The following is a 20,069-nucleotide window of genomic DNA, read 5'->3' on the forward strand; positions in this document are numbered from 1 at the left end:
AGCCGACGACCGGAGTTTTAGATGCTCGAGCAGTTCCGAATAATCGTCGTGGATGATGAAAAACCCCAACTTGAAGCGCTGTGCTCACTGCTGCAGGACGCGGGATTTGAAGTCAAAGGGTTTTCTGAACCAGCCCCCGCCCTGAAGCACCTGAAAAGCCAAAGCTTTGACGTGCTGCTCACCGATCTGCGCCTTCCCGGCATGGACGGCATTGAGCTGGTGCAACGTGCGCGCCAAATCGATCCTGATTTGAGTGCGGTGCTGATGACTGGCCACGGCAGCATTAAAACGGCGGTAGACGCCATGAAACTTGGGGTGCTGGATTACATCCTGAAACCCTTCAAAGTCAGCGAGTTGATGCCGGTGGTGAACCGTGCCATTGAGGTGCGCAAACTAAAACTTCAGAACACGCAGTTGATTCGCGATCTTTCCAGCAGCAATTCACGCTTGCTGGAGATGAACCATGAACTGGACCACTTTGCCGGGCGTGTTGCTCACGACCTGAATTCGCTTTGTCACATTATTCAGGGATTTGCGGGCAGCCTGACGCGTCGGGCTCAAAGCAAGCTTGACGAACAGGAGCAACGCTACCTGCTGCGTATCAACGAGGCCAGCGCACGCGGTGGTCAACTGGTGTCTGATCTTCTGGCTTTTGCGCGACTAGGCTCGGGCGAGTTGAAGTTCAACCAAGTGGTGTTGAACGAGGTAGTGGAAAAAGCACGGGCGTTGGTTGAATCGACCGAAGGTTTGCGACAGGCCGACTGGAGTATTGCCAAACTGCCCGACATTGAAGGCGATGAATCGCTGCTGGAGCAGGTGTTTGTCAACCTGTTTTCAAATGCCCTGAAATTCAGCCAGATCCGCGAACTTCCAGCCATTGTGGTTGAAGCCAATATTCTGAATGACGCTGTTGAAATCAAGGTGATTGACAACGGCGCAGGTTTTGACCCTGACCGGGCCGACGGTCTTTTCAAGCCCTTTCACCGCCTGCACAATGCCCATGATTTTGAAGGGCACGGCATGGGTCTGGCCAATGTCAAACGAATCATTGAACGGCATGGCGGCCACATCAGTGCCGTGTCCGCACCCGACAAGGGCGCCGTGTTTACACTGACCCTGCCAATACTCCGCAGCAACACCAACCCGCACGTGGCCATTGCTGTGGCGGAAACACCAAGCCTGGAGTTGGCCAGCACAATTGACGAGAAAATTGACCCGCAACGCTCGGAATTGTTGGGGGCCTGCATAGAAAGGCTCAATGACATCGTGATGATTACCGAGGCCACGCCAATTGATGCACCAGGCCCTCGCATTGTGTATGTGAACTCTGCCTTTGAAAAAGTAACGGGCTACCACCGCGATGAAGTGGTTGGCAAAAGCCCGCGCTTGTTACAAGGCCCCGAGACCGACAAAGCCGTGCTTGAAAAAGTTCGAGCGGCCCTGCTCAAGAAAGAATCGGTGCATGTTGAACTGATCAATTATGGCAAAAGTGGCAAGCCCCACTGGCTTGAAATGGACATTGTGCCGGTGGTGAGCTCGAACGGCGAGGTGCCCTACTTTGCATCGATTCAACGCGATGTGACCGAGCGTCGCCGAGCGGAAGACAAACTGAAACGCAACGAAGCGCTGCAGCGCATTGGCGGTCGCCTTGCCAAACTGGGTGCGTGGGCCATTGAATTGGGGCCGGTGCCCCGGCTTTACTGGTCAGAAGAAGTATTCGATATTCTTGAAATTGCCAAAGGCCAACTGCCCACCAGCTATGACGATGCCCTGCGCCATTACCACGGCAAGTGGAAGAAAATTGTAGAGGCTGCGCTGGCCCGCTGCTCAACAGAAGGACTTCCATTTGCGCTGGAGCCTGAAATGCGCTCGGCCAGTGGTCGACGAATTTGGGCGCGTGTGGTGGGCGAGGCTGTGCGCAACGAGAAAGGTGAGATTGTTCGGGTACAGGGTGCCTTTCAGGACATCACCGATTCCAAGCTCGCAGTACTGACCTTGATGCACATGAACCGCTTGCTGGAAGCCCAGCACCGCGTGAACGAAATTACGACCACCCTGGACAAGCCCGAGAAATTGCTTCAAGAAGTGTGCAGCGTGTTTTGCTCGCTCGGTGGACTGCCCTTGGCTTGGGTGTGCGAATTTGGCAAGGATTTAAGCGATCTGAAAGTGACTGCCGCCGACGGCTCGCAGCAAGAGTTTGTTTCGCAAATCATGAAGACCACCACCTTGCCCCGCGATCATGAATTGGTGGATCGCCTGCGTGCCGGAAAAATGCACATTTGCCAAAATGTGGCGGAGGAACCGCAAGCGAAAATGTGGCACAAACAGGCCATTGAAGAAGGACTTGAGTCATTTGCCATACTGCCCATTCATGCGCAGGGCAGACTGCGGGCGAGCTTGGTGTTGTTCGGGGCTGGCGTTCATTTTTTCACCAACGAAGTGCGCCAGTTGCTGAAAACTGTGGCCAAGAATTTGTCTTTCGCCTTCGAGAATCTGTTGTTTGCCGAGGAACGAGGCCGCAATGCCGAGCGACTGAAGTTGCTTGAAACCTGTGTGGAACGCCTCAACGACATTGTGCTGATTACGGAGGCCGAGCCTGTGGATGGCGACGGTCCTAAAATTCTCTATTTGAATGATGCTTTCGTCAGACGCACTGGATACTCAAGAGAAGAAGCAATCGGGAAAACACCCCGAATTTTGCAAGGAGAACTCACGCAGCGCGATGCATTGAACCGCATACACAGTGCCTTAAAGGACTGGAAACCAGTTCGTGAAGAACTGATTAACTACACCAAGAGTGGCGAAATGTTTTGGCTGGAATTGGAGATTGTTCCGGTTGCAGACGAAACTGGCTGGTACACCCACTGGGTTGCAATTGAACGTGACATCACGGAAAGAAAACAAGCTGAAGCAGCACTGAAAGAAGGATCTGAACGGTTCCGGTTGTTGGCCAGTGCATCCAGAGATTGTATCTGGGACTGGAATCTGGTCACGGACGAGATTTGGTGGAATGAAGGGTTTGAAAACCTGTTTGGCTTTGACCGAAGCAAAGTTGAACCCAGCAATGACTCGTGGATTAACCGCATCCACCCGGAGGATAGGGAACGCGCTGTTAAAAGTATTTTTGCTGCAATTAATTCAAGTGTCGAGAGCTGGCAAGATGAATATCGTTTCGCACATGCGAATGGGCATTGGCTGGACGTCATGGATCGAGGTTATGTGATCAGGGACGAACAGGGCAAAGGCATACGCATGATTGGCGGAATGACCGATATGACCCATATTCGACAAGCTGAGCGACGAAGCAATGCCCAGCTGACTCGAATGAGTTTGCTCAATGAAATTACGCGAGCCATAGGCAACCGCCACGATCTGGACAGTATTTACCAGGTGGTCACCAACAGCATTGAAAAAGAATTGCCCGCCGATTTTTGTCTGACTGCATCGTACTCCCGACAGGACGGCACCATCGCATTCCGCTCACTGGGAAATGTCACTGAGGTTTCTGCAAATCGAATCGGGTTTTTCCTGCACGAGTCGATTCCCGCCAGAGGAGTTCATCTGGAACGAGCATTGTTGGGCGAGTTTGTGTACCAACCCAACTTGGGCGGCAGCATGTTCCTGACCGGCGAAGGCATGCATGAGCTTGCAGGGCTGGACAGCATGGTGATTGCACCGCTGATGCATGAAAACAAGGTGCTGGGCATTATTACCACAGCGCGTAAAGGGCTGGACGCATTCTCGCCCGACGAACTTGAATTTCTGCGTCAACTTGCCGAACACGTGGCTTTGGCATTGGCACAAACCGCCTTGCTTCAGGAGTTGCAGGAAGCCTACTTGAACTTGCAGCGCACGCAGCAACTGGTGCTGCAACAAGAACGACTGCGTGCATTGGCGGAGATGGCGGGTGGCATTGCACACGACATCAACAATGCAATCTCGCCCGTGGCTTTGTACACGGATGCCTTGTTGGGTTCAGAAGTCAATTTAAGCGAACGGGGTCGCAAGCAATTGCAAACCATTCAGCTGGCCATTGATGACGTGGCCCGAACTGTAGACCGTATGGGGCAATTTTCCCGACGGCAAGAGGAAGGCGTAGAACTGACACGCGTGGACCCGACCCAGGTGTGTGAACAGGCCATGGAACTGACCAAGGCGCGATGGCATGACATCCCCTTGCGCAACGGTATTTCAATTGATTTTAAGCTGGAGTTCGGCGAGAACGTACCGGACATTGATGCCTCGGAACCCGAGTTGCGAGAAGCGCTCACCAATCTGATTTTCAATGCTGTGGATGCCATGCCCAAAGGGGGTGCCATTACTCTATCGACCCGACTGGATAAAAACAGCGATCATGACCAGGTGGTGATTGAAATACGCGACACCGGTGTGGGCATGAATGAAGAAACATTAAAGCGATGCCTGGAGCCCTTCTACACCACCAAAGGCGAACGCGGTACAGGCCTTGGGCTGGCCATGGTGTACGGTATTGTGAAAAGGATGCGCGGGCAAATAGAAATTGACAGCGAAGAAAATCGCGGTAGCACAGTTCGAATTTTATTACCCACCGGTTGTCGACAACACAAAGTGCAGCCGCCTGAAGGTCAAGAAAAAGAGTTTCGCAATTCGTTTCATGTTTTACTGATTGATGATGACACCAAAGTGCTGGGTGCACTGCGCGACGGTTTAAGTGCCAGTGGCCACCGCGTTCAAATTGCCAGTTCAGGGCCACACGGTATTGAGCTGTTTACCAAAGCGATTGCAGAGGGTAATCCGTTTGATGCCGTGATTACTGATTTGGGCATGCCAGGCATGGATGGTCGCCAGGTGGCCGAGGCCTTGAAAAATATCAACAAGCAATGCCCTGTCACCTTGCTGACCGGTTGGGGAAAGCAACTAGATGCGCAAACGGCAGTGATACCCCATATTGATGCAGTGTTGGCCAAGCCACCCAAAATTTCTGAAATCCAGGCTTTGCTGCGCAGTCAAATTAAACCAAACAACTAGGCGCTGAATTTTCAGCTTCAATTCATCTCGCTTTTCTACACTGGGAACACATTGAACCCACACTGGAGAAACAAGATGATTCGACGCCCTACCCCCACACTGTCCGCCCTGGCTGTTGCCTTGCTGATTGCAACATTCATCGCTTTGCCCAAAGCCTCCCATGCTGGCGATGATCACCAGGACATGACTCGGGACACTGAAATTGTGAAAGCCTTTGGTTTGATCAATGCAGAGCAGGCCCGCGAAATTGCACTGAAAGAAGCCCCTGGCGTTGTGACTGAACTTGAACTGGACGACCGCGACTATGCCAAAGGCTGGAAGTGGGAAGTGGAAGTTGTGAATGCCGATGGCCGCGAGGTTGAAGTGGACCTGGATGCGAAAACCGGCAAGGTGTTGAAGGTTGACAAAGACTGGTTTTAAATCAAAGTGCCCGGCTTGAAGGTGATACGCACCACAAGCCCGGGCGAGTTGTTGGCAAATTCGAGCGCTGCGCCATAGGTACCTGCAATGTCTTGTGCAATCGCCAAACCCAAACCACTGCCCGGTGTGTTTTCATCTGCACGAAAACCGCGCTGCGTGATTTCGGCCAACATGCCGGGGGGGCAACCCGGGCCGTCGTCGCTGATTTCGACGGTGGTGCCCTGAAGTGAAATAAACACCTGCGTATTGGCCCACTTCGATGCATTGTCAATTAAATTACCGAACAGTTCGAACAGGTCTTCGCGATCACCAAGCAGGGTGGCGCCATGGGGTACTTGAACGACAAAGTTTAGTGCCTTGTCACGATAAAGCGCTTTGCAACTGCCCACCAAAGCATTCAGTATTTCAAGTAAGTCAACTCGCTGGCCTGGTCGCAAATCACCCACCACCCGCACGCGGGCAGTTTCGCGATCAATCAGACGAGCCACTTCAACAGTCAGGGTTTGAACTTCTTGAACAAAGTGCTTGCGGTCTGATTCATCGCTGAGTTGCGACAGGCGGGCGAGCCGGGTTTTCAAGGCGTGGGCCAAATTGCCCATGCCCTCGCGGGAACGTTTCAAACGTTGATCGATCGCGGTGAGCAAACGGTTCAGTTCATCAACCAAGGGTTTGATTTCATCCGGCCCCTGAAATTCGAGCTGCGTGATTTCACCTTGTTGCAAACGGGCCAATGCAGCTTGCACCCCACTGAGCGGTTTTAAAGTGTTGATCACAATCCAGCGTTGAATTAATACCAACGCCAATAAAAAGAGGGCCGAGAAACCAGCGTTGGCCAGTTGGTATTGCGCAAGGTTGTTGCGCAACGGTGTAATGTCGCGCGCCATGGCAATCGTGAATTGTTGATTGTCTTTTTCATAGTTGCGGGCATGAACCAAGAGGTATTGGCCATCAGGCCCTGGCTGGCGGGTGGTGAATACTTCTGAACCACTGGGTGTTGGCACACTGAAGTCAGCATCCCAAAGCGAACGTGAATAGCGAACATCCGCCTGGTGTTGCAGGGCAAAGTAAGTACCTGAATAAGGCTGTTGATAAGCGGGTACCAAACCGCTGGTGCTCAACGCCAGGGCACCAGTGGCATCAAACTCAACACCGGCCAACAAGGCTTCGCTGTCTTGCTGCAACTGGTCGAGCAATTGTTTTTCCAGCAGGTTTTCAATGGCCCTTGATGAAAGCCACCACTGCGCCAGCAACAACACCATGAGGCTGACGATCAAACCAAACGACAAACGGTTGCGCAGTGAATTCATGGTGCGGGCTCGCCAAACACATAGCCTTGCCCTTTGCGGGTTTGTATCCACTGCGCGCCGATTTTCTTGCGCAGGCGATTCACATACACCTCCATCACATTGCTGTCTTTGTCGGCGTCGTATTCATACACATGCTCGGTCAACCTTGTTTTGCTCAAGGGCTGCCCGGGGTGCAACATGAAATAGCGCAGCAGGCGGAATTCTGTGCCGGTGAGTTGTTGGGGTTCTTCATTGTCGACCTTCACGGTTTGCAGTGTTTCGTCGAGCAGCAGTCCTTTGGCCTTGAGTGACTCGGGTGCAGTGCCCACGGCGCGTTTCAGAACGGCACCAATGCGGGCCAGCAGTTCTTCGGTTTGAAAGGGCTTGGGTACATAGTCGTCGGCGCCGGCATTAAAACCTTCCACTTTTTCCTGCCAAGTGCCCCGTGCGGTCAGCACGATGACTGGCAACTTCAGGCCTTGTGCACGCCAGCCTTTCAACACATCCAAACCTGATTTTCCTGGCAGGCCCAGGTCGAGCACCACCAAATCATAAGGTTCGATGCAACCTTGCGCTTCGGCCTCGTTGCCATTTTGCACCCAATCAGCGGCGTACCCTGCCTTGCCCAGTTGTTTGTGCAACTGTGCGCCCAATACCGGGTCATCTTCTACCAACAGCAATCGCATGGCGCTTAATCGTCCTGTTCCAGTTGCAGAAGTTCACCCGTGCGGGCATCGAACTCCATTTCCCACACCTTGCCACTGCTTTCGAGCAATTCTATTTCATAGAGGTAACGCCCGTTGTCTTTGTCGAGATCGACATCGACGATGCGCCCTGGCTTGACCTTGCGTGCCCGATCAAAAATTTGCTCAAGCGAGAGAATTTCGCCACTGCGCTGCAGTTGGCGAATACGTTTGTCGTCGTCTGCATGCGCAAAGGGCGATAGCGCCGAGGCAAAGCAGAGCAGAACAAGCAGAAAAGTGAGGGCACGGGCTTTCATGATGAAAGTAATGTACCCGATTCACCTGAATTGAAGCTTAAAAAATGCCTAGAAGCGCAACACCACCAAACCACCGACAATAGTTGCTGCGGCGGCCAAACGCATTTTCCAGTGTGCGTTTTCCTTGAAGAGGAAGATGGACGCCAAAGTGGCCAGCACGATGCCTGCATTGGTGAAGGCCACCACCACAGCAGCAGGCATGCTGCGCATGGCCGCGATGACCAGCACATAAGCCAGACCCACACACAGGCCACCCACTGCAATCATCCACAGTGGAGGACGCTCGGAAGGAATCCAGCGACCTGTGCTGTGTTTCAGTTCAAGGGTAAGCACCAACCATGCAGCAAAGTAGCCAAACGACACAAAGCCCAAAAGGCCCGCAAAGCTGTCGATGTGTGCCGTGGCGAACTTGTCGCTGAGCGAATACACGCTGGTGCAGAGCATGGCGAGAAAGGCCCAAAGCAATGCAGATTTGTTGGCACTGCCGCGCCCGGTGTCGGCGAGCAAGGCCAAACCCAACACACTGATGGCGATGCCCACCCAGGCGGCCATGCTGAGTTGCTGATCAAACAGCCACAAGCCCCACAAGGCAATCAGCAAGGGCGAGCTGCGCACCAAGGGATACACCAAAGCGACAGGCGCATGGTCATAGGCCTTTTTCAAACCCAGAAAGTACAAGGCGTTGGCTGTGGCTGAGATGGCGGCGAGGGCAAGAAATTCAGGCGTGAAACGGGTGTGTTGAAACAACGTGTAAAGCCCCCATGGAGCAAGAAGCACCAAGTGACCGATTAACACCCACCACAGCACATAACGCGCTTTGGGCTGCTGGCGGGCCATGAGGTTCCACACCACATGCATGCACACCGAAAGGCCAATGAACAGGGCGGCCTGGGTCATTGAAGTTCGATGATGGCATTGTCGCAGGCCACCTGCACCCCTTGCGGCAACACCGGGTTATTCAACATTTGCCAGGTGTCGCTGCGGTGATTCAGGTGGGTTAGCCATGCACGCACTGGTTTGATTTGTTCAATCAAGGCCAGCGCCTGATTCCAGTCGTTGTGATTGCCACCAGGCGCACCGACGTTGTTGCTGGGCGGGTCGGTGGCATCAATCGCCAAACCTTGCGGATTGCTCTGTTGAAGCAATTCCAGTGTTTTGGGTGGCAGGCCCACTGTATCGGTAAGGTATGCAAAGCGAACACCCTGGCGATTTTCAATCAAGTAACCGAAAGTGACTTTGGAATGAATCAAGGGCAAAGGTGTGAAAGTCAAAGACCCGATTTGAAAAGGCTCGAACTTGGTTTGAGGTTTGAACTCGAGAATACCCGGATGCTTGAACAGATCGGCACATCCTTCAGAGTCGGGTGGACAGTACACAGGCACCTGACCTGACACACCCCAACGCAAGTGAAACAAACCCTGCACATGATCGGGATGAAAGTGGGTGAGTACGATGGCGCTGTAGCTGCCCAGAGGAAAACGATCGTGCAGATTCATTAAACCGGCATCGAGTACCACGCGTGTGTCTTCATCTTCGATCAGGGCAGAACAGGGCCTGCGCACAAACACACGGTTGTTTTGGGCTCGCTCGCAGGCCGCGCAGTTGCAACCGTAACGCGGCACACCACCGGCTGCGCCGGTTCCCAGATAAGTTATTCGCACAAGGTCACCTTGCTGTGTTGTTCGATCAAATTGACCAATGCTGCGCCCGCGTCTTCAAGTGATCCATTGTTGGACACAGTGATGCCCGCCGGGTGGCTAAGCTGCAGAATCATGTTGCGGCTGATTCGCGCATCAATCTCGGCTTCAGATTCGCGAGCGCGTTGCATCAAACGCGCTTTCAAAACATCATGCGCCACCTCGATGGTGACCGGCAACAGTTCGGGGTAGTTCTGCATGGCCTGGGGCAGGTATTCACGTGAACCATTCACCACCACGGTGATGCCCTTGCTCAGCCATTGATTGATTTCAGCGCCAATGCCGTAGCTGTTGCCATGGCTGTGCCAATACATGGCAAACAAGCCCGCCTGAATGCGGGCATTGAATTCAGCCTGCGACAGGGCAATGTGATTTTCACCCCCTGAATTGGCTGGCCGCGTGATGTAGCGGTGCGCAAACTGCACCATGGGCTGCCCGGCAAGCTGCGCACGGGCATGGGCCATGATGGAATCTTTCCCGCTGCCGCTGGGCCCCACCACATAAAGCAGGCGGTTAGACAAGCGAATGCTCCGCACTGGGTACTGGGTTGACTACGGGGTGCAGGTTGGCGAACTGTGCGCTGAATACGGGTTTGCCGGCCACCCACACGCGTTCCACTTGCGGCAAGTTGTCGGGGTGGGCCACTGCAATCAAATCGGCCCGCTTGCCCACAGCAATTTGCCCACGGTCATTCAGGCCTGCCGCGCGTGCGGGGTTCAATGTGACCAATGCCACGGCTTCGCTGATTGAAATACCCGCCAGTGCAGGCAAGGCCAAAGCCGCTGGCAGCAAGGCTGCAGGTGAGTAATCGCCACACAAACAATCGGCCACCTTGTTGATGACTGCATCGAGTGCGCGCATGGAACCCGATTGCGATTTGCCGCGCAGAATATTGGGCGCACCAAACAGGGTGGCCAAGCCTTTGGCTTTGGCTGCCTGCGCAGTTTCCAGATTGATTGGAAATTCGGAAATAACCGCACCCAGGCTGTGAACAATGCTGACCTTCTCAGGGCTGTCGTCGTCGTGGCTGGCAATGGAAACACCGTGGGCTTTTGCCACACTGGCCAATGCTTCCATGCGGGCCGTTGCACCCTGCGCTGCTTTCAATTTTTGTTGCAGTATGGCGTCGAATTCTTCATCGCTTTTTTTGTAGGTTTTGCCCAGGTAATTGCGGTAGGCCTCCACGCTTTTGAACTGGCCCTGACCAGGTGTATGGTCCATGAAAGAAATCAAATGTGCATCGCCATGCACCAGCAAATCGGTGAGCACTGGCACCGCAGTTTCGTCGGTGACTTCATAACGGGCGTGCACACGGTTATCGACCAAGGCATACTTTTGCCAGGCATGCACGGCGCGAGCCAGTTCGGCTGCGAAGGTGTTGTTGCGCACCCCCAGCTCGTGATTGGCAAATGACAGGGAATGGTAAATGGTGGTGACACCCGCTGCAGCATTGCGCTTGTCGGCCTGTGCACAGGCAAAATTCACTGGAAAGTGCACACCCGGTCGTGGCTCCACTTCTTTTTCAAGTGCGTCGCAGTGCAAATCGACCAGACCAGGCATCAACATGGCGCCTTTCAGGTCAATGGTTTGTGCGCCGCTTGTTGAATCAGGATCCAGGGCAGTAATCACCCCGTTTTCGATCAACACGGCCATGTTGTTGAATACACCGTGTGGCAGCACCGCGCGGGCGTTGATTAAAAGTTGTTTGTTCATGCGTGTAACTCCAGTGTGTGTTTGGCCATGGCCAGTTCAACCACGTTGTCGGCCAGGCGTTCAACCAGTGCCGGGTGGTGAAAAATTGCCAACATGGCCACGCCTTGTTGTTTGATGCTGTTCAGTAAATCGACCACACGGTCGGTGGTGTCGGGGTCCAGGCTGGCCGTGGGCTCATCCAGCAACAACAAGCGTGGCTTGGCAATCAAACCACGGGCCAGGTTGACGCGCTGTTTTTCTCCACCCGAAAACGTGGCCGGTGGTACGTTCCACAGCCTTTCCGGCACATTCAGTGTGCTGAGTAATTCGCATGCCTTGTTGCGTGCACTGCTCGCGCTTTCGCCCTGCCGCACCAGTGGTGCTGCCACAATGTCAACAGCAGCCTTGCGCGGCAGGCAGTGCAGAAACTGGGTGACAAAACCAATGTCACGTTCGCGAAGCTGAAGCATTTCACTTTCGCTGGCACCGCTTAAATCAATGGTGCTTCCATCTTCTTGCGTAAAAAGCATGCTGCCGCTGCTGGGCAAATAGGTGCGGTAAACACACTTCAACACCGACGACTTGCCGGCGCCTGTGGGGCCCACCAAGGCGGTCAACTGCCCTGGCGTTGCGCTTAAATTCACCTGGCTGCACGAGGGTATTCGCGTACCCTGTTCATGCAAGGTGAAGTGCTTGCTGAGGTTTTGAATGTCAAGAATCGGATTCATGTGTATTGCCAACCTTTACAAGGCAGAAGCCACCAGGCGCTGCGTATACGCATGCTGGGGGTCTTCAAGAATTTGATCGGTCAGCCCGGTTTCAATCACGCGGCCGTACTTCATGACCATGGCCCGGCTGGTCAACAGGCGGATCACGCCCAAATCGTGAGTCACCACTACCATGGCGGTTTTCAGTTCTTGCTGAATTTCAAGAATCAAGTCGAGAATGCGGGCTTGAACAGAAAGATCCAGACCCGTGGTGACTTCGTCGAGAAACAGCAGGGGCGGTTGTGTGGCCAGGGCTTTGGCAATTTGCACACGCTGCTGCATGCCACCTGAAAACTTCTTTGGCGAATCGTCGATACGGTCGGCCAGTACTTCCGTACGGGCCAGCAAATCGAGCGCGCGTTCGCGAATGGCTTTGTAGTTCACCAAGTCGCTCATCAACAAACGCTCTGCGATATTGCCACCGGCTGACACGTTGAAATTCAAGCCCAGGTGTGGGTTTTGATACACCATGCCGAAGCGGTGGTTGCGCAGCCAGCGGCGTTGTGCGGCGTTCAGGTCGAACAGGTTCCATGCATGGTCGTGTTCAAAGAATTGAGCAGAACCCCGGGTGGGTTCTTCATCGAAGAACAGAGTTTTTACCACGGTGGATTTGCCACTGCCCGACTCGCCCATGATGCCCAGAATTTCACCGGGGTGAAGCTCGAAGCTGACATCGTACGCCGCCACCACCGAGCCACACCAACTGCAAATATTGGTCTCTTGCTCGGGGCCTGTGGTCTCGATGCACTTGGAGCAACCACGGCCGTGAACTTTGCTTAAGCCTTGAACACTGAGAATTGGCTTCATGCATTGACCCCTTCAGTTTGGTTCAGCTTGAGCAAGGCCTGTTGATCGTTGCAGTAATCGCTGTCAGAACACTGGTACTGGCGCTCGCCTTGCTCACTGATGACCTCATCCAGAAAACTGTGTGTACAGCCACAGCGCATGCAGGCGTGGCGATTGCCCTGCGCATCCAAAAAGTTTTCCGTGCGGAACGGCACGTCTTCGAATGCCAAAGGCACTGCGCTTGTGTAAGGCGGTACTGCGTATATTTTCTTTTCGCGGCCAGCGGCCAGCAAAACCAGATTGGGGCAATGGTGCAAACGCGGCACGTCGTATCGCGGAATCGGGCTGGGATCGATGACGTAATGGCCATTGATTTTGGTGGGGTAGCGGTGCGAAATCGTGATCTCGTTGAACTGCACAATGTCTTCGTACAGCTTGGTCAACAGGCGCGAGTAATCACCCTCGCCGTGCATGGTTTTGCGTTTTTCTTCAGAAGGCTCAACCACCACCAGTGGGTCGGGGTACGGTACTTGCAACACCAGCACCTGGTCTTCGCGCAACATCACTTCGGGTATGCGGTGGCGCGATTGAATAATGGTGGCTTCCACAGTGCGCTCGGTGGTCGAAACACCAGGACAGGTCAGTTCAACAAAATGCCGCAGGTTGACGGCATTCACGGAATCATCTGCACCTTGATCAATCACTTTCAAATTGTCATTTTGACCGATCAGCGACAAGGTAAGCTGCAAGCCGCCGGTACCAAACCCACGCCCCATCGGCATTTCACGACTGGCGTAAGGTGTCTGGTAACCGGGAATGGCAATGGCCTTCAAAATGGTGCGGCGTACTTCACGCTTGGCATACTCATCCAGAAAACCAAAGTTGTAGGCAGTGCCCTCATGCAGGTCGCTGTCTGCCTCTTGTTCGTCAATTGCGGGCAGTTCATAGTGGCGCATCGTGCAGGTCTCCTCTTGCTTTCATCTGTGTGGCGCGCAGGCGGTCCATGTCACTTTGGAAGGTGACGTAGTGCGGCATTTTGTAGTGGTTGGCAAAACCCATGGAGTCCACACCATCGATGTGAAGCAGCACAAACTCTGGGTCTTCCGACGGGTTGGATGGGCCATCGCGCATGCCTTTTTGCAAGGCACGGTCCAGAATAGCCATGGAAATGGCCTTGGTTTCGTTGTGACCCAGGCAAGCGCCGTAACCCAGTGTAAAAGTGGGCAGTTCGCCCGGCTCGGCACCTTCGTACATGGCCACCACTTCGCATTCGGTGATCAGCACTTCGCCCGCCTCGGTGGGCTCTCCAGTGACCGGGTGGGGCAGCAACACGGGCAGATAGCCCACGCGCAGCTCGGCAATGGTGGGGTGAATGTCGCCATATCCCCGCATATTGGAATAAGCCATGGCCAGCAGTGAACCTGTTTCTGCACGCGCCATGGTCGCCAACGCAGCAGAGCGATTAACCGGAAACACCAAAGGTTCGCGCGTAATGTCGAACGCCTGTTCAGGCCTGTTTTTTGAAGCAGCACTGATTCCTGGAATTAGACCTTCGGCGCGCAATGAATCGAGCACTTTGGGAAACGTGTCGGGCAAGCTTGCATGGGCTGCATGGTTTTTCAAGAACCGGCGTGCCATGTTCTGAAACACCTCGGCACTTTCATCCACCAGATCAAGGCGCATCAGGCGCAAAGCATAATCGGTTGTGGGGCCCAACATTTGGCCACCTGGAATGTCTTTGAACGCGCTGGAGATTCGGCGAATCAATCGCATATTGCCCGTGCTTTGAACCGGTGTTTCAAGCACGCGCGGTTTCGTCGAACGGTAGGCGCGCAACGCAAATGCGGCCTCCAGCGTATCGCCCTGCATTTGCTTGATGGCCAATGCAGCCAGACGCGGGTGGTACAAGCCACCTTCAGACACAATGCGACTGGTCAACAGGCGCAGCTGGTTTTCAATGGCATTCAGGCTGATTGGTGTGCCTTGTTCGCCTTCGGCGGTGCGCAGTGCCTCAAAAGCAAGTTCTGCACCTTCAATGGCTTTTGCGCCACCTTTAATGGCCACATAACCCATCAGAATTCTCCTTGAACTTGTGTGGTGCGTGGCAAGGCCACCACCTGGTTTTCACCCACCAGAATGAAATCCACACCGGTGGGAAATGCAGCATTCCAGAATGCCCTTCGCTGCAGCCAGGCCTCATTCAAGCCAGTCACGTGCAGTGTGTTTTCCTGCTCAATGCCGGGGCCTTTCAACACCATGGGGAGGGCCGCATCCGAGTTGTCAAAACCGTGCACCTGCAAAACTAGGGTGGCACCGTATTCGGGTTCTTCCAGCGTGCCCAGCATGGGCTGAAATGCCGGCGACTTACCGCCGTTGCAAACCACAAAATTTGCGTGGTCTGCCACAACCATTCTGGCCTCCAGCCGCATGCGAACATCCCCATTCAGCAAGGCATCGGGATCGGCCAAACCAACTTCGCCATCAATCAAGGTGGCCAGCACCTGTTCCAGCGCTGGGCCTTGGCCATGCAGGTTTTGAATGCGGCCCGGATAGGCAAAGGCATTCATCAAGGCTTTGAAATTGAGCTGCTGCAATTGAGGTGTGTAGGTTTTCAAAGCATCCGGATTTTCAAACATGCTCGTCCTCGTCCAGGGTGCTTAACAATGAAAAGTCCACCTTGGTGGCACTCAAATTGGCACGGCGAAGTGCCGCATCGGCCTGTACCTGGGTTGCGCCTGCGTGCAGGCTGTGTTCAACCAGTTCCCAGCCGGGTAGTTGTGCCGCCAATACACCATCGAGAATTGCCATGGCGCGGGTCAGGCCCACACGGTCGTCCATGCAAATGGCCGCACCTTCTGCCACTTTGCCGTTCGGGCTGTGAATGCGGACATGCGCTTTGGTCACCGGAATTTCGCCCAGAAAATAAGCATCGCCCATGGCGCTGTCGCGCAGCTGTAGCAAGCCCAAACCTGCTTTCGGAATGTGAAGGTCGGTGATGGTGCAAGCGGCACTCACTTCTTTGGCCAAAGCCTTGATGCGCGCAGGCTCGCTGGCCTGCCACATGCGCAACCACTGGCTGCGGGGAATGTTGTTCGTCATGTCGCTTCCCTTAAATCAACTTGGCGCGAATGCGTGCCGACAATTGATCGAGCACAAACACGAAGATGAAAATTGCAATCAAAATGGTCATAACATGGCCATACTGGAACAGATCAAATCGGCCTTTCAGTTCCTGACCAATACCGCCGGCACCCACCAAGCCAATTACAGTGGCCATGCGCAAATTGCGATCCAGAATGTAGGCGGTGTAGGCGATGTACTGTGGAAACACCTGCGGAATCACGCCGTACCACAAGGTTTTCAACTTGCCGGAACCAATCGCCTCGAGCGCTTCCTGAGGTTTACGGTCTGCATTTTCAATGTCTTCGGCATAAAATTTGCCCAAAAAACCCGCTGCATGAAAACCCAGGGCCAGTACCCCGGCGATAGGACCGAACCCGTAAGCCAGCACCAAAAAAAGCGCCACAATGAGTTCGGGCATTGATCGCAACAAACTGATCAGGCCACGTGTTGCCGTGTATGTGAATTTGTTGGGGCTGTAATTCACCGCCGCGAAATAAGCCAGTGGGATGGACAGCACCACTGAAATAATCGTGCCCCAAAACGCAATTTCCAGTGTTTGAATCATTTTCACAAACACGTCCCACACATAACCCAATGGGCGCACCAGCACCTCTCGGGTTTCTGTCACGCTTTCCATTTCCAGCGTGTCGGTGTTCATGCGTTGCGTGGTAATTTCCTGCGTTTCAATGTACGCAAAGCCGGGTAAGTTCTCGCGATCCAGATCGGGCAGGCGGTTGGTTTCTTCCTGCGTGGCCACAACGGGTGGCCACATCACTTCGCCCACGCGGGAGAAGCCGCGCACCACTTGGGAATCGTCGTTGAATCCCATCAAATTGCCAAAAGCCTGGCTGGTCATGCTGACCATTTTGTCCATCTCGGTGCGGTGGCCGGTCACCAACAACAAAGCGAACACACAAATCAAAATTAGCAGGTGTTTGGCGCTGTAGGGGGCTTCAAGCCGCCAACGCAGCTCCGTACCCGGGGGCGGCATGGGAATGGGTTTGCTACTCATGGTTGTTTTTCCGTATGGGGTATTCAAGCAGTGGCCAGGCGCAAACCCGGGACTTGCAGTTCAATTTCTTCATCATCGGCAGGGGTGTCTTCCCAACGCGCGCCGTGGTACAGGTCGTTCACTTTGGCATCGGTGAATTCAGCCGGGGTGCCATCAAACACCACCTTGCCGTTGCGCATGCCCACAATTCGATCGCCAAACTCACGTGCCAAATCCACTTGGTGCAAGCTGCACAACACCGTGGCACCGCGCTCGCGTGCAGCGTCCCGAATCAGGCCAAGAATGTCGGCAGAAATTTTCGGATCCAGACTGGCCACGGGCTCATCGGCCAACACCACTTCGGGATCCAGCATGAAGGCGCGGGCAATGCCCACGCGCTGCTGCTGCCCGCCCGACAAATCGCCTGCACGGCGGGTCAGGTGTTCAGGCCTTAAGCCGACTTGCTCAACCAGTGCGCACGCCTTGTCGCGTTGTTCAGGTTCAAACCAACCCGACAACGCACGCGCCATGCTGACCTTGGGCAACATACCTGCCAACACATTGGAGGCCACGCTTAAACGGGGCGACAAATTGAAGTGCTGGTGAATCATGGCCACACGTTGGCGCAACATTTTTTCCGTACTTGAGTTCAACACCTCGCCATCAATTTTCACAAAACCCTCTGTGGGCTTGACCAAGCCGTTGACTGCACGCAGCAAAGTGGATTTGCCCGCGCCGGAAGGGCCGAGAATGACGCAAAACTGACCTTTTGGAATCTGCAAGGAAATATTGCTCAGTGCATGCGTGCCATCGACCCACTGCTTGGAAATGGTGTTGAACTCAATCATGGTGTACTCCTTTATCGCTTGCTGGCCTTGGCCATCAGGTCTTGCTTCACGTTCTCGGTAACCAGGTCGAACAACTTGCCGGCATTGGCCATGTCTTCTTCGCTCACCTTCGAGGTGTAGGCATCCACACGCGTGCCGCCGTAACCGCGGATTTGGTCTTTGGTAATGCCGGGCATGGTATGCACGGTGTCAAATGCGGTGCGAAGCTTGGTCTTCACATCGGCATTCACCTTCGGGTGAATGGCCAGTGGTGGGTAAGGAATGGGCGCGCTTTTGGCGACCACCTTGAATTTGTTGGGGTCGATGGCTTTGGCGTTCACCGCTTTTTCGAATGAATCAAAAGAAGCACCACCCACATCGGAAAGACCTTCATTCAAGGCATTCAACACATTGGCGTGGCTGCCCGCCATGTTCACGGTTTTCGCATCCAACCAAGGCTTCACGCCACCTTGCATCATCATGGCCACTGGCACGTTAAAGCTTGAAGTACTGTTCACATCACCCAGCGCAATGCGTTTTCCTTTGATGTCGGTGATGCTGTTCACATTGGCGTCTTTGCGCGCGAAAATGCCGCTGTAGTACACCGATCCACCGCCACGTACAGCGAGTGCCAACAACTCGGCGCAACCGCGTGCCTTGGCTTGCAGGTAAGTGGCTGGGCCATAAAAGGCAATGTCGGCCGCGCCACTGCACATGGCCTCTACAGCAGCGGAATAGCTTTGCCCCACCTTGATGTCAAAGTTAATGCCAGTGGCCTGCGTAATTGCGCTGAACACGGGTTGGAAGTCTTTCTTGGTGCCGTCTTCGGTACCGCCATCGGCGGGAATCAAAACCACGCGCAGGGGTTTGTTGGCGCTGCCGTCGTTTTGAACCTGGGCCATGGCCAAGCCAGGTGCAAAGGTTGCTGCAACAGCCAGCGCGGTGAGTGTTTTCAGGGTGTTGCGTTTTGAAATCATGAAAGTTCTCCGGGTTCGATAAGGAGTGATTAAGGATTAATGCGCAGTTGAATTCGATCCGCACGGAATCGCGTGATGGCGTACTCCACGGGTTCACCGGTTTTGCTACACAGGTTCAGGCTTTTCACGCGAAGCACTGGGCGGTTTTGCGGCATGCTCAGCAAGCGCGCGTCATCGCCTTGGGGCAACACGGAAGTCACCAAACTTTCCGTGCGGCGTGGCGTGCAGCCGTACTCTTTTTTCAGCAGGGCGTGCAGCGACCCGCCCTCGTACAGGTTTTCAAGATTTGGAAATTTTGCAGCGGGCAAAAAATGTGAAATCACACACAGCGGGCGCCCTTCGCCAGTGCGGACAGATTCAATCCACACCACTGGGTCGGCCACTGCAATCTTCAAACGCTCGGCGACTCGGTGAATGGCGGGAATCACTTGCCGTTTGTGAACAATGTCCTCGGCCTGCATGCCATGCGCCGCCAGGTTTTCGGTAAACCGGGTGCCCTGGCCAATTTGGTAATCCAGGTAGGTGTCGAGCACAAAAACGCCCTTGCCATGGCGGCGCTCCAGAAGACCCGAATCAACCAGTTCATCAATGGCACGGCGCAGGGTGTGGCGGTTTACACCATAATTCTTTGCCAGCTCGCCCTCGGCAGGCAAACCATCACCGGGTTGGTAGTTGCGCAGCACTTCCTGCTCCAGTTGGCGGGCAATCTGGAAGTAAAGGGCTTCACCGGTATCTCGGGCAAGGGCGTACAGGGTCATGGCAGTGATCTAGACATGTAGACAATGCACGCAGTGTACGAAGGGGCTGTGAAGTTTTTATGACGCTGGCTGTAACAAGCCGAAGGAAGGGCGTAGAACTACGCCGAAAGGCCCACGAAACGGACCTTCCGGAGATTTTTTAAATTATTGTGAATCAGAATTTAGTTCAGGATTTATTGGACGTACTGCTGCTTTCAACCAAACGCGGTTGTTCATCCCGAGGCCATTCAAAACTGTAAAAACCCTGTTTGCCGTTGATGGTGTAATCGAATTGACCACTGATGACACGGGGCTTCATTTCCAGATTGAACACGCACTGGTTGGGGGCTTCGCAACCGTACTGGTTCACCAGACTGCTGACTTCCGGGTCGATCAATGGCGCAGTGTGCAAGCCCTGAGGTGTCATAAAATACACCCCGGCATTGTTGCCGCAGTGATTTTCAATCAAGGTATGGCCGACTCCCTCAAACCGGAATTCGCAATTGTTTTTCGATGCATACGCCAACACCTGCTGAGCCGCGGCTTTTTCCTGGCAGGAAGACACACCAAACAAAGTGAGTGCGGTGGCGACCATGAGGCTGAACACTACAAAAAGAAATTTACTGGCTTTGCCCAGAAATGAGCCCTGCCGCCGATGTGAATCGAACGACAGGGAGCGCGACCTGCTGCTTTTGTGGAACATGGCTGGTTGACCTTCTGTGAGTGAGGTTGGGATATTGGCAATCAAGCTGCACCTTT

At 54.1% G+C, this 20,069-nt stretch carries 20 protein-coding genes; 2 read left to right on the top strand and 18 right to left on the bottom strand.

All coding sequences use genetic code 11. The features are described 5' to 3' along the window. Positions 1–21: 21 nt before the first annotated feature. Positions 22–5,007 (top strand): PAS domain S-box protein, encoded by a 4,986-nt coding sequence (locus LMED105_RS16120; protein WP_083797086.1) that lies wholly within the window; start codon positions 22–24, stop codon positions 5,005–5,007. Between the two features lie 75 nt (positions 5,008–5,082). Beyond that, the gene (locus LMED105_RS03940) at positions 5,083–5,427 is read left to right on the top strand and encodes a PepSY domain-containing protein (protein WP_008248369.1); all 345 of its coding nucleotides are present in this window, start codon (positions 5,083–5,085) and stop codon (positions 5,425–5,427) included. On the opposite strand, the gene LMED105_RS03945 is transcribed toward LMED105_RS03940, so the two are convergent. From LMED105_RS03945 to LMED105_RS04030, 18 genes are all read right to left on the bottom strand, one after another. Next, positions 5,424–6,734, bottom strand: coding sequence for a sensor histidine kinase (locus LMED105_RS03945; protein WP_008248370.1), 1,311 nt, complete (start codon positions 6,732–6,734; stop codon positions 5,424–5,426). The genes LMED105_RS03940 and LMED105_RS03945 overlap by 4 nt on opposite strands. After that, entirely contained in the window at positions 6,731–7,399 is a 669-nt protein-coding gene (locus LMED105_RS03950; protein ID WP_008248371.1) for a response regulator transcription factor, read from the bottom strand. The genes LMED105_RS03945 and LMED105_RS03950 overlap by 4 nt, the downstream gene beginning before the upstream one ends. A gap of 5 nt (positions 7,400–7,404) precedes the next feature. Then, the gene (locus LMED105_RS03955; protein WP_008248378.1) at positions 7,405–7,713 is read right to left on the bottom strand and encodes a PepSY domain-containing protein; all 309 of its coding nucleotides are present in this window, start codon (positions 7,711–7,713) and stop codon (positions 7,405–7,407) included. Positions 7,714–7,761: 48 nt separating this feature from the next. After that, positions 7,762–8,610: an EamA family transporter gene (locus LMED105_RS03960; RefSeq protein WP_008248379.1), complete on the bottom strand. Its 849-nt coding sequence runs from the start codon at positions 8,608–8,610 to the stop codon at positions 7,762–7,764. Further along, complete coding sequence (phnP, locus tag LMED105_RS03965) at positions 8,607–9,374, bottom strand: phosphonate metabolism protein PhnP (protein ID WP_008248381.1); 768 nt, start codon at positions 9,372–9,374, stop codon at positions 8,607–8,609. Before phnP ends, LMED105_RS03960 begins: the two co-directional genes overlap by 4 nt. Further along, on the bottom strand, positions 9,365–9,931 hold the full coding sequence (phnN, locus tag LMED105_RS03970) for a phosphonate metabolism protein/1,5-bisphosphokinase (PRPP-forming) PhnN (RefSeq protein WP_040512270.1): 567 nt from the start codon (positions 9,929–9,931) through the stop codon (positions 9,365–9,367). The genes phnP and phnN overlap by 10 nt, the downstream gene beginning before the upstream one ends. Beyond that, positions 9,924–11,123 carry an alpha-D-ribose 1-methylphosphonate 5-triphosphate diphosphatase gene (locus LMED105_RS03975; RefSeq protein ID WP_008248384.1) on the bottom strand — a complete coding sequence of 400 codons (1,200 nt, stop codon included), beginning with the start codon at positions 11,121–11,123 and terminating at the stop codon, positions 9,924–9,926. The genes phnN and LMED105_RS03975 overlap by 8 nt, the downstream gene beginning before the upstream one ends. Continuing rightward, entirely contained in the window at positions 11,120–11,830 is a 711-nt protein-coding gene (gene phnL / locus LMED105_RS03980; protein WP_008248386.1) for a phosphonate C-P lyase system protein PhnL, read from the bottom strand. Before phnL ends, LMED105_RS03975 begins: the two co-directional genes overlap by 4 nt. A gap of 15 nt (positions 11,831–11,845) precedes the next feature. Next, positions 11,846–12,676 (bottom strand): ATP-binding cassette domain-containing protein, encoded by an 831-nt coding sequence (locus tag LMED105_RS03985; protein WP_008248389.1) that lies wholly within the window; start codon positions 12,674–12,676, stop codon positions 11,846–11,848. After that, entirely contained in the window at positions 12,673–13,611 is a 939-nt protein-coding gene (locus LMED105_RS03990) for an alpha-D-ribose 1-methylphosphonate 5-phosphate C-P-lyase PhnJ (RefSeq protein ID WP_008248391.1), read from the bottom strand. Before LMED105_RS03990 ends, LMED105_RS03985 begins: the two co-directional genes overlap by 4 nt. After that, a complete protein-coding gene (locus tag LMED105_RS03995) occupies positions 13,598–14,728 on the bottom strand; it encodes a carbon-phosphorus lyase complex subunit PhnI (protein WP_008248392.1) in 1,131 nt (376 codons plus the stop codon). The genes LMED105_RS03990 and LMED105_RS03995 overlap by 14 nt, the downstream gene beginning before the upstream one ends. After that, on the bottom strand, positions 14,728–15,291 hold the full coding sequence (phnH, locus tag LMED105_RS04000; RefSeq protein WP_008248394.1) for a phosphonate C-P lyase system protein PhnH: 564 nt from the start codon (positions 15,289–15,291) through the stop codon (positions 14,728–14,730). The genes LMED105_RS03995 and phnH overlap by 1 nt, the downstream gene beginning before the upstream one ends. Continuing rightward, positions 15,284–15,754, bottom strand: a complete 471-nt coding sequence (phnG, locus tag LMED105_RS04005; protein WP_008248396.1) for a phosphonate C-P lyase system protein PhnG — start codon at positions 15,752–15,754, stop codon at positions 15,284–15,286. Before phnG ends, phnH begins: the two co-directional genes overlap by 8 nt. 10 nt (positions 15,755–15,764) lie before the next feature. Further along, positions 15,765–16,790 carry a phosphonate ABC transporter, permease protein PhnE gene (gene phnE / locus LMED105_RS04010; RefSeq protein ID WP_008248399.1) on the bottom strand — a complete coding sequence of 342 codons (1,026 nt, stop codon included), beginning with the start codon at positions 16,788–16,790 and terminating at the stop codon, positions 15,765–15,767. 23 nt (positions 16,791–16,813) lie between these two features. Continuing rightward, positions 16,814–17,617 (bottom strand): phosphonate ABC transporter ATP-binding protein, encoded by an 804-nt coding sequence (gene phnC, locus LMED105_RS04015; protein ID WP_008248407.1) that lies wholly within the window; start codon positions 17,615–17,617, stop codon positions 16,814–16,816. A gap of 11 nt (positions 17,618–17,628) precedes the next feature. Further along, positions 17,629–18,573 (bottom strand): phosphate/phosphite/phosphonate ABC transporter substrate-binding protein, encoded by a 945-nt coding sequence (locus tag LMED105_RS04020; protein ID WP_008248408.1) that lies wholly within the window; start codon positions 18,571–18,573, stop codon positions 17,629–17,631. Between the two features lie 29 nt (positions 18,574–18,602). After that, positions 18,603–19,331: a phosphonate metabolism transcriptional regulator PhnF gene (gene phnF / locus LMED105_RS04025; protein WP_008248409.1), complete on the bottom strand. Its 729-nt coding sequence runs from the start codon at positions 19,329–19,331 to the stop codon at positions 18,603–18,605. A 166-nt stretch (positions 19,332–19,497) separates the two neighbouring features. After that, a complete protein-coding gene (locus LMED105_RS04030) occupies positions 19,498–20,013 on the bottom strand; it encodes a hypothetical protein (protein WP_156799525.1) in 516 nt (171 codons plus the stop codon). Positions 20,014–20,069 lie beyond the last annotated feature (56 nt).

The sequence above is a fragment of the Limnobacter sp. MED105 genome (assembly GCF_000170915.1).
In the GTDB taxonomy this organism is placed as follows: domain Bacteria; phylum Pseudomonadota; class Gammaproteobacteria; order Burkholderiales; family Burkholderiaceae_B; genus Limnobacter.